This window comes from Streptomyces verrucosisporus, from assembly GCF_017114865.1.
In the GTDB taxonomy this organism is placed as follows: Bacteria; Actinomycetota; Actinomycetes; order Streptomycetales; family Streptomycetaceae; genus Streptomyces; species Streptomyces fenghuangensis.
This window is the reverse complement of sequence record NZ_JADEYH010000041.1, coordinates 1-15361: the sequence shown is the minus strand read 5'-3', so window position 1 is coordinate 15361 and position 15361 is coordinate 1. Positions and strand designations below refer to the sequence as shown.

Below are 15361 nucleotides of genomic sequence, written 5' to 3'. Positions count from 1 at the left end.
AGGTGGGGACGGGCCATCCCCACCGGACGTGGGGAGGTCGTCTCCCCGCCGAAGGTAGAGGACGGATCGGCAGCCGCAGAAGCATTCAATCACTTACCCGGGGGCCTGCACGACGCCTTGCGGCCATTGTCCGTCGCGCCGGTGACACACTCGATTCCGATGGCCACCGACCACCATGCGACGTCCGCAGGCACACGCCCCCCGTCCCCGTCTCCCCGAACGGTCCTCGAAAGCCTTGCCGCGGGGGCGGACCGGGCCGTGCGCATCACCCATGTGGAGCACCTGCCCCCGCGGAACGGTCGTCATGCGGACTGGCCTGGTCGGATTCGGCCGGAAGTGGTCGATGCGATCCGCGCCGCTGGCATCGACCGTCCGTGGGAGCACCAGGCCCGTGCCGCCGAGCACGCGCTGCGGGGGGAATCCGTGGTGGTCGCCACCGGCACTGCGTCGGGCAAGTCGCTGGCCTACCTGGCCCCGGTGCTCAGCGTGCTGCTGGAGGGCTCGCAGGCCCCGAACGGGCGCGGCGCCACCACCCTCTACCTCGCTCCGACCAAGGCACTGGCCTCCGACCAGCGGCGGGCCGTGAGCGAGCTGGCCGCGCCGCTGGGCAGCGCCGTCCGCCCGGCGGTCTACGACGGGGACACCCCCGTCGAGGAGCGCGAGTGGGTGCGCCGGTACGCCAACCACGTGCTCACCAACCCCGACATGCTGCACCGCGGGATGCTCCCCGCCCACCCCCGCTGGGCCTCCTTCCTGCGCGCTCTGCGCTATGTGGTCGTCGACGAGTGCCACACCTACCGCGGCGTGTTCGGCTCGCACGTCGCCCAGGTGCTGCGCCGGCTGCGGCGCGTGTGCGCCCGCCACGGCTCCGAGCCGGTCTTCCTGCTGGCCTCCGCGACCGCCGCCGACCCGGGTGAGGCGGCCACCCGCCTCACCGGCCTGCCCGTCACCGAGATCACCCAGGACGCCTCCCCGCGCGGTGAGGTGGTCTTCGCCCTCTGGGAACCCCCGCTGGCGGAGACGCAGGGCGAGCGCGGCGCCCCTGTGCGGCGGACCGCCACCGCCGAGGCCGCCGACCTTCTGACCGACCTCACCGTCCAGGGCGTGCGGACCGTCGCCTTCGTGCGTTCCCGGCGCGGCGCCGAGCTGATCTCGGTGATCGCCCGGGAGCGGCTGTCGGAGATGGACCGCGCCCTGGCGGGGCGGATCGCCGCCTACCGGGGCGGCTACCTGCCGGAGGAACGCCGCGCCCTGGAGCGGTCCCTGCACTCCGGTGAACTCCTCGGGCTGGCCGCTACCACCGCGCTCGAACTCGGCATCGACGTGTCCGGCCTCGACGCCGTGATCCTGGCCGGCTACCCCGGCACCCGCGCCTCCCTGTGGCAGCAGGCCGGACGCGCCGGGCGGGCGGGCCAGGGCGCCCTGGCCGTCCTCGTCGCCCGGGACGACCCGCTGGACACCTACCTCGTCCACCACCCCGACGCGATCTTCCGCCGCCCCGTGGAGTCCACCGTCCTGGATCCGGGCAACCCCTACGTCCTCACCCCCCATCTGTGCGCCGCGGCGGCGGAGGTACCTCTCACCGAGGCGGACTTCCAGTTGTTCGGGCCGTCCGTGCCCGAGCTGATGCCGCTCCTGGAGCGGCGCGGACTGCTGCGCCGCCGGGGGACCGGCTGGTACTGGACCCGCCGCGAGCGGGCCGCCGACCTCACCGACATCCGCGGCCAGGGCGGCCGGCCCGTCCAGGTGGTGGAGGACGGCACTGGGCGGCTGCTGGGCACGGTCGACGCCGCGGCGGCCCACACCACCGTCCACGACGGCGCCGTCCACCTCCACCAGGGCCGCACCTATGTGGTCCGCCGCCTCGACCTGGAGGACTCGGTCGCCCTGGTGGAGGAGGCGAATCCGCCCTGGACGACGATGGCCAGGGACACCACCTCGGTCTCCGTGCTGGAGACCGAGACCGAGATCCCATGGGGCCGGGCACGGCTGTGCTTCGGCTCCGTCGAGGTCACCAACCAGGTCGTCTCCTATCTGCGCCGCAGGCTCGTCACCGGCGAGGTGCTCGGCGAGTCCAAGCTGGACCTGCCGCCGCGCACCCTGCGCACCCGCGCGGTGTGGTGGACGGTCACCGAGGACCAGCTCGACGACGCCCGGATCGGCCCCGAGGTGCTGCCCGGCGCCCTGCACGCCGCCGAGCACGCCTCCATCGGCATGCTGCCGCTCTTCGCCACCTGCGACCGCTGGGACATCGGCGGCGTCTCGGTGCCGCTGCACCCCGACACCCTGCTGCCGACGGTCTTCGTCTACGACGGGCACCCCGGCGGCGCCGGCTTCGCCGAACGCGCCTTCCACGCCGCCCGCGACTGGCTGACCGCGACCCGCAAGGCCATCGCCGCATGCGAGTGCGACAGTGGCTGCCCGTCGTGCATCCAGTCGCCCAAGTGCGGCAACGGCAACGACCCCCTGCACAAACGGGGTGCGGTACGGCTCCTCACGGAGCTGCTGCGGCAGGACCCGCCCGCGCCCTCACCCCTGCGGAGTACGGACCCGCCCGCACCCGCACCGTGAGATCCGCGATCCCCTCCCGGACCTGGCAGCGCACCACCCTCGCCCGCTGCGCGGCCGCCACCCGCCGCGCGGCGCCGCATGCCTCCTGCGCGCCCCGAAGAGCGTGGTCGGCCGCCGCGAGCGCCGCCGCGTCCGCCGCCGCGCCCGCGCGATGGCGCGTGACGACGGCCTGCCCCAGTGCCAGTACGCCCGCCGCCACCGCGCACAGCACCAGTCCGCACAGCGCGGCCCACACCGTGGCCGATCCCCGCTCCCCGGAGCGGACGCCGCCGCGAGATGGCCGGCGATCACTCCGGTTCCGCATACGCCACCGCCTCGGCCTCCATTTCCACGCCCAGCGGGCCGGGGCCGGCCGCCCTGGCCGTGACCCGTACCCGCACCAGCTCGCCCTCCCGGGACGTGCTCAGCTCCGCTCCCCGCGGGGCGACCTCCCGCACGGCCCGGTGGATCCTCTCGGGCGGCTCGCCCCTCGCCGCCGCCCGCGCTCCCGCACCCGCCGCGTCCACACAGCGGACCTGTGCGGCCACCGCCGCACCGCCCCACAGCAGCAGCCCGAGCAGCGCGACCAGGGAGGGGACCACCACGGCGGTCTCCGCGGTGACATAGCCCCGGTCCCGCCTCTCAGAAGCCCGCATCGAGCGCCCTCTCGATCAGCTGCCGCATCGCCGTGGAGACCGGGCCGCTGGTGACGATCTTGTAGAGCACCGCAGCGAAACCCGCGGCGGCGATCGTGCCCACCGCGTACTCCGCGGTGCTCATCCCCGCCTGCGCGTCCCGGCCCCGGGCTCCGCGCGCCCTCCGGCCGATCCACGCCGCCATCCGCGTCTGCCCGTTCCGTCCACGCGACTCCCGTGTCCGTACCCCTACCGCTCGTGCCCGCACCGCTCGTCCTTCCGTCGATCGTCCCCGCATGACCCGTCTCTTCCGTCTCGCCGTCCGCCCTGCCACCCGCGCCCGCCACGGGCGCGGGCCGTACCGCGCGGTTCACAGCAGCGACCGCGCCAGGCCGATGACCACCGGGACCACACCTGCCAGCAGGAAGGCGGGCAGAAAGCACAGCCCCAGCGGCCCGGTGACCAGGACCGCGGCCCGCCGTGCCCGCTCGGTGGCCGCCCGGGCCCGCTGTGCCCGGCACTCGGCGGCCAGACGGCCGACCGGTTCCACCGCGGGCACGCCGGTCGTCGCCGCCCGTTCCATGCACCGGGCCAGCTCCGCCGCTCCCGGCAGTTCGCCCAGTCGCGCCCAGACGCCCACCGGGTCGCCGCCGAGCCTCAGTTCGGCCGAGGCTCGCACCAGCCCCTCGCCGAGGGGGCCGCCCACCGAGCCCCCCACCGCACCGGCCGCCTCGCCCGGTCCCGACCCGGCCGCCAGACAGGCGGCCAGCAGTTCCGCGGTGATCGGCAGATGTCCGGCCACCGCCGACTCCGCACCCACACCACTCACTTCGCCCTTTTTATCCATATATGATCTCCTCGCGATACCTCCTCGCGCCCTCCCGCCGCGCAGCAGACGCCGCACCCCGTACGCCACCACCACCCCGAGCAGACAGCCGGCCGGACCTCCGGCCAGGGCGGCCACCAGGGCTCCGGCCCCGGCCATCGCGGCCACCTCCCGGGCCGGCGACCGCCGCACACCAACCACGCGCAGCACCTTCCGCACCCCGACCCCGGACCCGGCGCCGACACCGGCCCCCAGCAGCTCCACCGGTCTGCGGCGGAGGCGCCGCGCCCGGCTCGCCGCGGGCACCCCGCCGGCCAGGCACAGCGCGACGGCCGACAGGGGCAGCGCGGCCAGCGGCGGCAACGGAGGCGATGGGAAGAGCTCCGCACACGTTGCCCACACGCTGTGGACAAAGCCGCCGCTCATCTCCGCACGCCCTCCTCCGCACTCCGGACGATCCGGGAGACCCACGCCAGCCCGGCCCACTCCAGCAGCCCGGCACCGGCCAGACAGGCCCACCCAGCCGGACTGTGGAGCAGCACGTGCAGCGGTCTCGCCCCCATCGCACCGCCCAGCAGCAGCCCGAAGAGGGGCAGCAGGGCCAGGACGAGCGCCGTGGACCGCGGACCCGCCAGCTGGGCGCGCAGCTCCTCCCGCCGGTCGCGCTCCGCCCGCAGCGAACCGGCCACCCGCTCCAGCCCGTCCGCGAGGCCCGCACCCCCGTCCACCGCCACCTGCCAGCAGGCGGCCATCCCACCGAGCCCTTCCGCCCCCTCCTGCCGGGCCGCCTGCCGAAGCGCCTCCGGCACATCCCCTCCGAAACGGGCGGCCGCCAGCACCACCGCCCCGGTGTCCCCGAAGCCGGGCATGCCGGTCACCAGCAGAGCCCGCTCGGGCGTACGCCCCGCCCGCAGCTCACCCGCGACCGCCGAGCACAGGGCGATGACGGCGGCCTCCCTCGCCGCCCCCGCGCGGCGCCGCTCCCGCACGCGCAACCGACGGGCGAGCAGCGGCGCCACCACAGCACCGGCCAGCAGCGGTAGCACCGACTCCCCCAGCAGCGCCAGCAGGGCGCCGCCCACCGGACACCACCCAGCGGGACCCACCCGGGCCCCGATTCCGCGCACCGTCCGGACGACGGCCTCCACGGCACCGGCTGCCGGGCCGCTCCACCGGGACACCGGCTCGGCGCCGTCGGAGCACAGCAGCCGAGCCCTCCGCGCCCCCTCACCGGGGCGGCCCAGAAGCCTGCTCATCGCTCCGGCGCACACCATCGCCGCACACACCGAACCCGCGTACACCACCTCGGGCTGCGCACCCGCCTGCGCCCCGGCCGCCGTCACAGCGCACCACCGCCCCGTGCGCACAGCCGCTCCAGCCGCGGCCAGCCCCGCTCCCGCGCGAAGCCGTCCGGCCCCCAAACGGCGGCGGGCACCGTCACCACCAGGCCGTACCGGTCCTGCTCCAGCACATGGATCTCGGCGATCCGTCTCCGGCCCCGGCGATCCCGCAGCAGATGGACCACCACCGACAACGCCGCCGCGAGCTGGCTGTGCAGCGCCGTCCGGTCGAGCCCAGCCGTGGTGCCCAGCGCCTCCAGCCGGGCCGGTACGTCGGCCGCCGCGTTGGCGTGGACCGTCCCACAGCCGCCTTCGTGGCCCGTGTTGAGCGCGGCCAGCAGATCCGTCACCTCCGCGCCGCGCACCTCGCCGACGACGAGCCGGTCCGGCCGCATGCGCAGCGCCTGCCGCACCAGGTCCCGCAGGGTGACACGGCCTACGCCCTCCTGGTTGGCCGGACGCGTCTCCAGCCGCACCACGTGCGGATGGTCGGGGCGCAGCTCGGCCGAGTCCTCGGCCAGAACGATCCGCTCCCTGGGCCCCACCAGTCCCAGCAGACTCGACAGCAAGGTCGTCTTGCCCGACCCTGTCCCACCGCTGACCAGGAACGACAGCCTGGCGTCAAGGACCGCCCCCAACAGCGCCTCCCCGCCCGGGGGCACCGTGCCGGCCGCCACCAGCTCCGGCAGGGCGAAGGCCCGCGGGCGGACCACCCGCAGGGACAGGCATGTGCAGCCGACCGCCACAGGGGGCAGCACCGCGTGCAGCCGGGTGCCGTCCGGGAGCCGGGCGTCCACCCAGGGATGGGCGTCGTCCAGCCGCCGTCCCGCCGAGGTGGCCAGCCGCTGGGCGAGTCTGCGCACAGCCGCCGCGTCGGGAAAACGGACGGCGGTCCGCTCCACTCCGCCGCCGCGGTCCACCCAGACCTCGTCCGGAGCGGTCACCAGGACGTCCGTGACCTCCGGCTCTGCCAGCAGCGGCTCCAGCGGACCGGCACCGACCATCTCCGACCGCAGCGCCTCCACCACACCCAGCACCGCGCTGTCCCCGAGCAGCCGCCCCTGAGCCCGCAGCGCCGCCGCGACCCTGGCGGGCGTGGGTTCCGCGCCGGCTTCCGCCAGCCGCAGACGCACCGCGTCCACCAGCGTCCGCGGAGCCGGCGCCCCGCCGTAGGCATCCGCCCGTGCGGGCGCGTCCGCTTTCCCGCGCGCCCTCCTCGGGGCCTCCGTACGCGCGCTCACGCGGCCACGCTCCCACGGCCGCCAGAGGGCCGGGCGCCGCCCTCCGGCAAGGCGCGGGCCCAGAACTCCGCACAGAACCGGGCCAGCGGACCTCGTGTGTCCGTCCCGGGCGGCCGGCCCGCGTCCGCCGCGGCCGGCAGTCCCGTCTCGGCGGGCATTTCACCGGCGAGGCTCAGCCCCAGCAGCCGGGCGATCTCCTCACCGTCCAGCCCCGGCCCGAAGGGGCCTCGTACCACCGCCCGCAGGTCCCGCAGCACCAGGCCGGCCCGGGAGGCGACCCGCTGCGTCGCCGCGACGGCCCGCAGCTCGGCGGGTACGACCAGCAGGCCGAGGTCGAGTTGCGCCAGCACCTCGGCGACCGTCTCGTCCAACCGCCGCGGCAGGTCGACCACGACCACTCCGCCACGCCGTCTGGCCGCCCCCAGGACCGCGCGCACCGCCTCCGGCGGGACGGCCGCGCTCTCCCCCCTGTCCCAGCTGAGCAGCCGCAGACCGTGCAGCCTGGGCAGGGACTCCTCCAGAGCCGCACCGCCGACCCTGCCGCGCGAGTCGGCGAACGCGGGCCAGCGCAGGCCCTCCGCCCGTTCCCCTCCGAGCAGGATGTCGAGCCCGCCGCCGAGCGGATCGCCGTCGACGAGCATCGTGCGGTGCCCGGCACGCGCGGCCGTGAGAGCCAGCGCACAGGCCAGGGTGGAGGCCCCGGCGCCGCCGCGGCCTCCCATGACCCCGACGGTCAGCGCCTGTCGCCCCACCCCCTCGGCCGCGTCGGCGATCCGGCCGGTGAGCCACGACTCGCCGTCGGGCAGGAGCACCACGTGTTCCGCTCCGATCCCCACACCGCGCCGCCAGACGCCGGGGTCGTCCAGATCCCGGCCGATCAGCAGCACCCCCGGTCGGCGCGCGGGCGCACGCGCCGACCGGTACAGCGCGTCGGCCCGGTCGTCACCGACCAGCACCAGCGGGGCGCTCTCCCACCGCCCCGGGCCCGGTGGCGCCCCGTGCTCCACCTCCGCCTCGGCCCCGGCCGCCGCGCACAGGCGCAGCAGATCGTCCAGCAACTTCTCGTCCTCGGTGACGATCAGGATGCTTCCGGTCACGTCCCGTTCCCCTTCCGGATTCTCGCTCTCCAGTTCGCGGCGGTCCCGCGAACTTCGCGCTCAATCACCGTGCCGGGGAACGGAAAAACTCGATGATCTTGGTCTAAATACGTGGACAACTCGGCAGTTGTGAATAACTTGCTCACCCAAACGAGCGACTCCGCATGAGCGGGCCGACGAATACGGAGAGTGACCACCTGCGGAGGGAGAGGGCCGGCGCCACCGTGGACCGAGGAAGGGGAGGAGGGAAGCCCAACGACGCGAAAAAGCGTCCGGACATGCGACGACCCCCGCCGGGGGGGAGAGCGGGGGTCGTCTCCACGGCCGACTCGGGGGGGGAGGAGCCGGACCGGGGTAGCACGGTCGCGAACGATCCGTGACTTCCATGGTGTACCCGAGAGCCTTCTCAGGCAAACCCACGCGCCCCACCTTACGCCGAATGGTGGGCGCATATGCTCAACCTCGTGGAAAACCACTCGCTGCCGCGCACCGCTGCCTTCTTCGACCTGGACAAGACGGTCATTGCGAAGTCGAGCACGCTCACCTTCGGCAAGTCCTTCTACCATGGCGGGCTGATCAACCGGCGCGCCGCACTGCGCACCGCGTACACGCAGTTCGTGTTCCTCGCCGGGGGCGCCGACCACGACCAGATGGAGCGGATGCGCGCCTACCTGTCCGCGATGTGCCGCGGCTGGAACGTCCAGCAGGTCAGGGAGATCATCGCCGAGACCATCCACGAGCTCATCGACCCGATCATCTATGACGAGGCCGCCTCCCTCATCGAGGAGCACCACCTCGCCGGGCGCGATGTCGTGATCGTGAGCACCTCCGGCGCGGAGGTGGTCGAGCCGATCGGTGAGCTCATAGGCGCGGACCGCGTCGTGGCGACGCGCATGGTCGTCGAGGGCGGCTGCTTCACCGGCGAGATCGAGTACTACGCGTATGGCCCGACCAAGGCGGAGGCCGTCCGCGAGCTGGCGGAGTCCGAGGGGTACGACCTCTCGCGCTGCTACGCCTACAGCGACTCGGCCACCGACATCCCCATGCTGGAGGCGGTCGGCCATCCGCACGCCGTCAACCCCGACCGGGCGCTGCGCCGGGAGGCGGTGTCCCGGGACTGGCCGATCCTCACCTTCCAGCGCCCGGTACGCCTCAAGCAGCGGGTGCCCTCCCTCGCCATGTCGCAGCGCCCCGTGCTGGCCGCCGCAGTGGCGGTGGGCGCGGCGGCGGCGACCGCCGGCCTGGTCTGGTACGCCGGCCGGCGGCGCGCCCGTCTCCGCACGGCGTGAGCACCGCCGCTCTCCGGCGGGGTCCACGACCCCCCTGTGCGCCTCCTTGTGCGCCTCCACGGCACGCCTCTACGGAGATCCATGTGCACCTACAAGGCGTTTGAGGGGTAAAGCAAAGCTCTGCGGTGAGAGGTTCCACTTCGTCCCCGGGTGGGGTACAAAGGAGTCAACGGCCCGCGAGACCTGGCCGATCCCACCCGAAAGGGGGGCCGGCGCGGACGAAGGCCCCACGGACCGAGCATGGAAGCCGGGAACCCACGCGCAGCAGACCCGCGATAGGGCCGGCCGCACCAGGGTCGGGCGAAGTCCCTCCTGATGACGGCGATACCGTGCACGCCTGGTACCCCGGCGGACGTGCCAGCGGCGACACCGACCTCGCGCCGGTGCCGCCGCATCACTGTGTACGGGGTCTTGGGTGACGCCTCCCGGGCCCCGCCGGGCCCCCGGTGTCAGGCCGCCCCGCGCTGAAGGGCCTCACAGACCGCGGTGCTCTCCCGCGCACCCAGCTCCACCGACCGGCCGCAGTGGCCGATCCATCCCGCCACTGCCTCCGGGGTGCCGGAGACGTACCCCTTCAACGCCTCGGCATAGGCACCGGCGCCCTGCTCGGCGTGACCTACCTCCGAGGGGCAGACGGACTTCGGGTCCAGACCGCCGCCGATCAACACGATCCGCTCCGCCGCCCGGGCGACCGGGCCGTTGTGCGTACCGAAGGGCCGCAGGGCCATCAGTTCGCCGTGCACCACCGCCGCCACCACCAGCGCGGGCGCGGAGGTCCCCGCGACGACGAGCTGCGCCAGGGCGTCCAGCCGGGCCGAGACCTCGGCGGCGTCCGGCAGCGCCGTCCCGGCCGCCGGCGTCTCCTCCACCGGCTCGCCCGCCAGCCGCGGCCGGCCCACCCGGTCGCCCTCCGCCTCACCGCCGGCCGCCACCAGATGGAGTCTGGCCAGCACCCGCAGAGGCGACTGCCGCCACACGTCCAGCAACTGGCCCGCCTCCGCGGTCACCCGCAGGGCCGCGCCGACCGTACGCGCCTCGGCGTCCGCGCCGAAGTCGCTGCGGCGGCGCACCTCCTCCAGCGGCCAGTCGGCGCCGTCGAGCGCCGCCGAGGCGCGGGCGCCCCGCAGCACCGCCTCGGCGGTGACCTCGCTGCTGCGCCGCCGCATCACACGGTGCCCGTACACCCGGTCCACGGCCTTGCGCACCGATTCGACGGAGTCGGCGACGCCGGGCAGCGAGCCCAGCGCGGCGAGGGGATCAGCAGTCGTAGGCATGCCTAGACCCTACGCACCCCCGAAGGCGTGAACGCCCCACGATCGAGTGGTCTTCTTCACGCGATCCCCCTCCGTGCCGCGGGTGCCCCACTACGCTTCCGATCATGAAAATCGCTTTCGTAGGAAAGGGCGGCAGCGGCAAGACGACGCTGTCCTCGCTGTTCGTCCGTCACCTCGCCGCCCAGCACCTCCCCGTCGTCGCCGTGGACGCCGACATCAACCAGCACCTGGGCGTCGCGCTGGGCCTGGACGAGGAGGAGGCGGCCGCCCTGCCCGCGATGGGCGCCCACCTGCCGCTGATCAAGGAGTACCTGCGCGGCACCAACCCCCGGATCGCCTCGGCCGGGACGATGATCAAGACGACTCCGCCCGGCGAGGGGTCCCGGCTGCTGCGGATCACCGAGGACAACCCCGTGTACGACGCCTGTGCCCGCCGCGTCCCGCCCGGCGGCGTCCCCGACGGCGGCGACGTACGGCTGCTGGCGACCGGTCCCTTCACCGAGGCGGACCTGGGCGTGGCCTGCTACCACTCCAAGGTCGGCGCCGTCGAGCTGTGCCTGAACCACCTGGTGGACGGGCGCGGGGAGTTCGTGGTCGTCGACATGACGGCGGGCTCGGACTCCTTCGCCTCCGGGATGTTCACACGCTTCGACATGACGTTCCTGGTGGCCGAGCCGACCCGCAAGGGCATGGCGGTCTACCGGCAGTACAAGGAGTACGCCCGGGACTACGACGTCCAGCTGCGCGTGGTGGGCAACAAGGTGCAGGGCCAGGACGACCTGGACTTCCTGCACGCGGAGGCCGGGGACGACCTGCTGGTGACCGTCGGGCACTCCGACTGGGTGCGCGCGATGGAGAAGGGCCGTGTCCGGCCCTTCTCCGAGCTGGAGGACGCGAACCACAAGGCGCTGCGCATGATGCAGGAGACGGCGGACGCGTCGTACGGGCTGCGCGACTGGGAGCGCTACACCCGGCAGATGGTGCACTTCCATCTGAAGAACGCCGAGAGCTGGGGCAACGCGAGGACGGGAGCCGACCTGGCGGCCCAGGTCGATCCCGCCTTCGTGCTCCGCGAGGAGCCGGCCCCCGCCTCCCGGAGCGCCTGAGCCGACTCCCGTCCCGCCTCCCCGGCCCCGGCCGGCGCGTCACGCGGTCGGCGCGCCCGGGGCACCGGGCGCGCCGACCGCACCGCTCGTACGGGAGTGCCGGGACCGGGGGGCCGGGGGCCTACGCGCCGGAGGGCCGGGAGGGGGCCGCCGTCGAGGGGGCGGTCGGAAACCTCTTCCAGCCTCCCTCGGGCGCCTGCCCCACCCCGAGCGTGCGGAGCCTCTCCAGAATCCGCGGGTCCTGGGCGTCGAGCCAGTCGACGAGCTGCCTGAAGGAGACGCAGTGCACGTCGGCCATGGGGCACACCTTCTTGATGACGTCCTCGACGGCCTTCATGTAGACGCCGCCGTTCCAGCCCTCGAAGTGGTTGCCGATGATCAGCGGCGCGCGGTTGCCGTCGTACGCACGGTCGAAGCCCGCCAGCAGGCCGTCGCGCATCTGACGCCCCCAGGCCTCACGCTGCGCCGGATCGCCGTTGACCGTCCCCGACTGGTTGGCCAGGAAGTTGTAGTCCATCGCGAGCGTCTCGAAGGAGCGCCCGGGCATCGGCACCTGCTGGAGCGGCAGGTCCCACAGGCCGCCTTCCTTGTCGGGCCAGACCTGGGTGCCGTTGCCGGAGGAGTCGTAGCGGAAGCCCATCTCCTTCGCGGCGGGAAGCAGGTTCTCGCGACCCTCCAGGCAGGGGGTGCGGCCGCCGACCAGTTCCCGGTCGTAGTCGAAGGGGAGGGGCTCCAGGTCCTTCCAGCCGGTCGTGGTCTTCCAGTTCTTCAGGAACCACTTGGCCTGTTCGATCTCGCTCTTCCACTGCTCGGGCGTCCAGCTGCCGACGCCGTTCGCCCCGCAGAAGTGGCCGTTGAAGTGGGTGCCTATCTCGTTCCCCTCGAGCCAGGCTCCGCGGAGCTGCTCCAGCGTGGCCCGTATGTTCTCGTCCTTGAGGTAGCCGATGTCCGAGGCGCCGCGGCCGCGGCCGGGGGGCTCGTAGCGGTGGGCCTCGTCCTCGGGCAGTACGTACACGCCGCTGAGGAAGTACGTCATGTGCGCGTCGTACTTCCTTCCCACCTCGCGGAAGTGCGAGAAGAGCTTCTTGCTGTCCTCTCCCGCGCCGTCCCAGGAGAAGACGACGAACTGCGGAGGCTTGTCGCCGGGCTTCAGACGCCCGAACTCGGGCTGGTTCGGCTGGGCGCCTATGTAGGCGGTGGAGCCGTCGCCTATGAGCTTGACCCTGCCCGCGGGCTTCGCCTTCCGCCCGTCCTTGTTCGCACGACCCTCGTCCTTCGACACGCTCGGGGACGAGCTCGAGCAACCGACCGCCAGCGCGATCAGTACGGCCGCTCCCGCAGCGCCTCTGGTCAGCCTCCGCGCGACTCCCATGCTCTCCACCTCATCGCTTCCGTCGTGGCTTTCGTGCTCTTCCGGCCGATGCGTTCGGCCTGCGACCAACCTCACACGCACTGTGAGAGGCGCAAGCGAAGGGAGTGGTTCCTATGACTTATTCACCCTCGGGTGTGAACAGTGAGCCCGATTGCTTCGCCCCCCTTCCTCGCCCCCTCGGGCCACATTACGATCCCTTTACCGAAGCTTTGGGTAGTCATATGAATACTTGGAGTAACGAAATCTCGCCATGGAGGCATCGCGTCCACCTGCGCCACCCCCGTCCCCCGGACATCCCTCCGAACGTTCCACCGGCGCCGGTCCCGCCGATCCCATCGACCACGCCGGCCGACCGGATTACCCGCGCCCCGAGGGCAGGGCCCCTCGAGAGCGAAGCACTGGAGGGGCCCTGCCTGGCCAACGCTGTACAGCAGCTCGTCCGTCTGCGGCCCCGTCCTCGTGCGGCCCGGCGGTCGCCCGAGCGGCCCCGCACGCAGCGGGGAACAGCGGTCGGCAGCATGGCGAAGATCGTGGAAACAGGCCGTTCGACCGCTCGTCGGCCGCTCACCGACAGGCGTCGACCCCTGAGCGCAAGAGGTCTACACCACTTGACGGACAACCCTTGTCAGGGGGCGACAAGGGCTGGTCTGCTATGACGCGGGACACACCAGACACCCTGGGAAAGGGAGATGTCGTGAGCAACGAAAGCCTGGCCAACCTGCTCAAGGAGGAACGGAGGTTCGCGCCGCCCGCCGAGCTGGCAGCGAACGCCAACGTCACCGCGGAGGCGTACGAACGGGCGAAAGCGGACCGGCTGGGCTTCTGGGCCGAGCAGGCCCGCCGACTGAGCTGGGAGACCGAGCCGACCGAGACCCTGGACTGGTCCAACCCGCCCTTCGCCAAGTGGTTCAAGGACGGCCGGCTCAACGTGGCCCACAACTGCGTCGACCGCCATGTCGAGGCGGGCCTGGGCGACCGGGTCGCCATCCACTTCGAGGGCGAGCCGGGCGACACCCGCGCGATCACCTACGCCGATCTCCAGCGCGAGGTCTCCAAGGCCGCCAACGCCCTGATCGAGCTGGGTGTGCGGACCGGCGACCGGGTCGCGATCTACATGCCCATGATCCCCGAGACGGTCGTGGCGATGCTGGCCTGCGCCCGCATCGGCGCCCCCCACTCCCTGGTCTTCGGCGGCTTCTCCTCCGACGCCCTGGCCACCCGCATCCAGGACGCCGACGCCCGTGTCGTCATCACCGCCGACGGCGGCTACCGGCGCGGCAAGCCCAGTGCCCTCAAGCCCGCCGTCGACGAGGCCCTGGCCCAGCCGGGCACCGAGAACGTGCGCAGCGTCCTGGTCGTCCGCCGCACCGGCGAGGAGACGGCCTGGACCGAGGGCCGGGACGTGTGGTGGCACGAGCTGGTGGACGGCCAGTCCGAGGAGCACACCCCGCAGTCCTTCGAGGCCGAGCACCCGCTGTTCATCCTCTACACCTCCGGCACCACGGGTAAGCCCAAGGGCATCCTCCACACCTCCGGCGGCTATCTCACCCAGACGGCCTACACCCACCACGCCGTCTTCGACCTCAAGCCGGAGACGGACGTCTACTGGTGCACCGCCGACGTCGGCTGGGTCACCGGCCACTCGTACATCGTCTACGGGCCGCTGGCCAACGGCGCCACCCAGGTGATCTACGAGGGCACCCCCGACACTCCGCACAAGGGCCGCTGGTGGGAGATCGTCGAGAAGTACAAGGTCACGATCCTCTACACCGCTCCGACCGCCATCCGTACCTGCATGAAGTGGGGCGACGACATCCCGGCGAAGTTCGACCTGTCCTCGCTGCGGGTGCTGGGCTCGGTCGGTGAGCCGATCAACCCCGAGGCCTGGGTCTGGTACCGCCACAACATCGGCGGCGACCGCACCCCGGTGGTGGACACCTGGTGGCAGACCGAGACCGGCGCCATCATGGTCAGCCCACTGCCGGGCGTCACCGAGGCCAAGCCCGGCTCGGCGCAGGTGTCGCTGCCCGGCATCGCCGCCACGGTCGTGGACGACGAGGCCAACGAGGTGCCCGACGGCTCCGGCGGCTACCTCGTCCTGACCGAGCCGTGGCCGTCGATGCTCCGGACGATCTGGGGCGACGACCAGCGGTACCTGGACACCTACTGGTCCCGCTTCCAGGACCGCTACTTCGCGGGCGACGGCGCCAAGAAGGACGAGGACGGCGACATCTGGCTGCTGGGCCGGGTGGACGACGTGATGCTGGTCTCCGGCCACAACATCTCCACCACCGAGGTCGAGTCCGCCCTCGTCTCGCACCCGAAGGTCGCCGAGGCGGCGGTCGTCGGCGCCACCGATCCGCAGACCACTCAGGCCATCTGCGCCTTCGTCATCCTGCGCGGCGACGCGGCCGAGGACGAGGGACTGGTGGAGGAGCTGCGCGGCCATGTGGCCAAGCACCTCGGCCCGATCGCCAAGCCCAAGCGCATCCTGCCGGTCGACGAGCTGCCCAAGACCCGCTCGGGCAAGATCATGCGCCGACTGCTGCGCGATGTCGCCGAGAACCGTGACCTGGGGGACGTCACCACCCTGACCGACTCCACGGTGATGACCCTCATCCAGTCCAAGCT

Annotated in this window: 13 protein-coding genes; 4 read left to right on the top strand and 9 right to left on the bottom strand. The window is 73.1% G+C overall.

The window, feature by feature from the left end; genetic code table 11:
• The first annotated feature begins 105 nt into the window (after nt 1-105).
• On the top strand, nt 106-2571 hold the full coding sequence (sftH, locus tag IQ279_RS25915) for a DEAD/DEAH box helicase (RefSeq protein WP_206351764.1): 2466 nt from the start codon (nt 106-108) through the stop codon (nt 2569-2571).
• On the opposite strand, the gene IQ279_RS25910 is transcribed toward sftH, so the two are convergent.
• From IQ279_RS25910 to ssd, 7 genes are all read right to left on the bottom strand, one after another.
• Entirely contained in the window at nt 2495-2875 is a 381-nt protein-coding gene (locus IQ279_RS25910; RefSeq protein ID WP_206351750.1) for an Rv3654c family TadE-like protein, read from the bottom strand. The genes sftH and IQ279_RS25910 overlap by 77 nt on opposite strands.
• Complete coding sequence (locus IQ279_RS25905; RefSeq protein ID WP_206351749.1) at nt 2859-3206, bottom strand: TadE family type IV pilus minor pilin; 348 nt, start codon at nt 3204-3206, stop codon at nt 2859-2861. The genes IQ279_RS25910 and IQ279_RS25905 overlap by 17 nt, the downstream gene beginning before the upstream one ends.
• Nucleotides 3193-3330, bottom strand: a complete 138-nt coding sequence (locus tag IQ279_RS25900) for a DUF4244 domain-containing protein (RefSeq protein ID WP_241713936.1) — start codon at nt 3328-3330, stop codon at nt 3193-3195. The genes IQ279_RS25905 and IQ279_RS25900 overlap by 14 nt, the downstream gene beginning before the upstream one ends.
• 225 nt (nt 3331-3555) lie before the next feature.
• Nucleotides 3556-4374, bottom strand: a complete 819-nt coding sequence (locus IQ279_RS25895) for a type II secretion system F family protein (RefSeq protein WP_241028765.1) — start codon at nt 4372-4374, stop codon at nt 3556-3558.
• 59 nt (nt 4375-4433) lie between these two features.
• Nucleotides 4434-5267, bottom strand: coding sequence for a type II secretion system F family protein (locus tag IQ279_RS25890; protein WP_241028764.1), 834 nt, complete (start codon nt 5265-5267; stop codon nt 4434-4436).
• An 83-nt stretch (nt 5268-5350) separates the two neighbouring features.
• Complete coding sequence (locus IQ279_RS25885; RefSeq protein WP_206351761.1) at nt 5351-6496, bottom strand: TadA family conjugal transfer-associated ATPase; 1146 nt, start codon at nt 6494-6496, stop codon at nt 5351-5353.
• 92 nt (nt 6497-6588) lie between these two features.
• Nucleotides 6589-7689 (bottom strand): septum site-determining protein Ssd, encoded by a 1101-nt coding sequence (gene ssd, locus IQ279_RS25880; RefSeq protein ID WP_307792543.1) that lies wholly within the window; start codon nt 7687-7689, stop codon nt 6589-6591.
• Between the two features lie 452 nt (nt 7690-8141).
• Here ssd and IQ279_RS25875 point away from each other — a divergent pair, with 452 nt between their 5' ends.
• Nucleotides 8142-8978, top strand: a complete 837-nt coding sequence (locus IQ279_RS25875) for an HAD family hydrolase (RefSeq protein ID WP_206351746.1) — start codon at nt 8142-8144, stop codon at nt 8976-8978.
• Between the two features lie 449 nt (nt 8979-9427).
• On the opposite strand, the gene IQ279_RS25870 is transcribed toward IQ279_RS25875, so the two are convergent.
• Nucleotides 9428-10252 carry a Fic family protein gene (locus tag IQ279_RS25870; RefSeq protein ID WP_206351745.1) on the bottom strand — a complete coding sequence of 275 codons (825 nt, stop codon included), beginning with the start codon at nt 10250-10252 and terminating at the stop codon, nt 9428-9430.
• 104 nt (nt 10253-10356) lie between these two features.
• On the opposite strand from IQ279_RS25870, the gene IQ279_RS25865 reads away from it, so the two are divergent.
• Entirely contained in the window at nt 10357-11358 is a 1002-nt protein-coding gene (locus IQ279_RS25865) for an ATP-binding protein (protein WP_206351744.1), read from the top strand.
• 121 nt (nt 11359-11479) lie between these two features.
• On the opposite strand, the gene IQ279_RS25860 is transcribed toward IQ279_RS25865, so the two are convergent.
• The gene (locus IQ279_RS25860) at nt 11480-12730 is read right to left on the bottom strand and encodes a polysaccharide deacetylase family protein (RefSeq protein ID WP_206351743.1); all 1251 of its coding nucleotides are present in this window, start codon (nt 12728-12730) and stop codon (nt 11480-11482) included.
• Between the two features lie 694 nt (nt 12731-13424).
• Here IQ279_RS25860 and acs point away from each other — a divergent pair.
• The coding region (gene acs / locus IQ279_RS25855) for an acetate--CoA ligase (protein WP_206351742.1) at nt 13425-15361 on the top strand (1937 nt) is incomplete at its 3' end.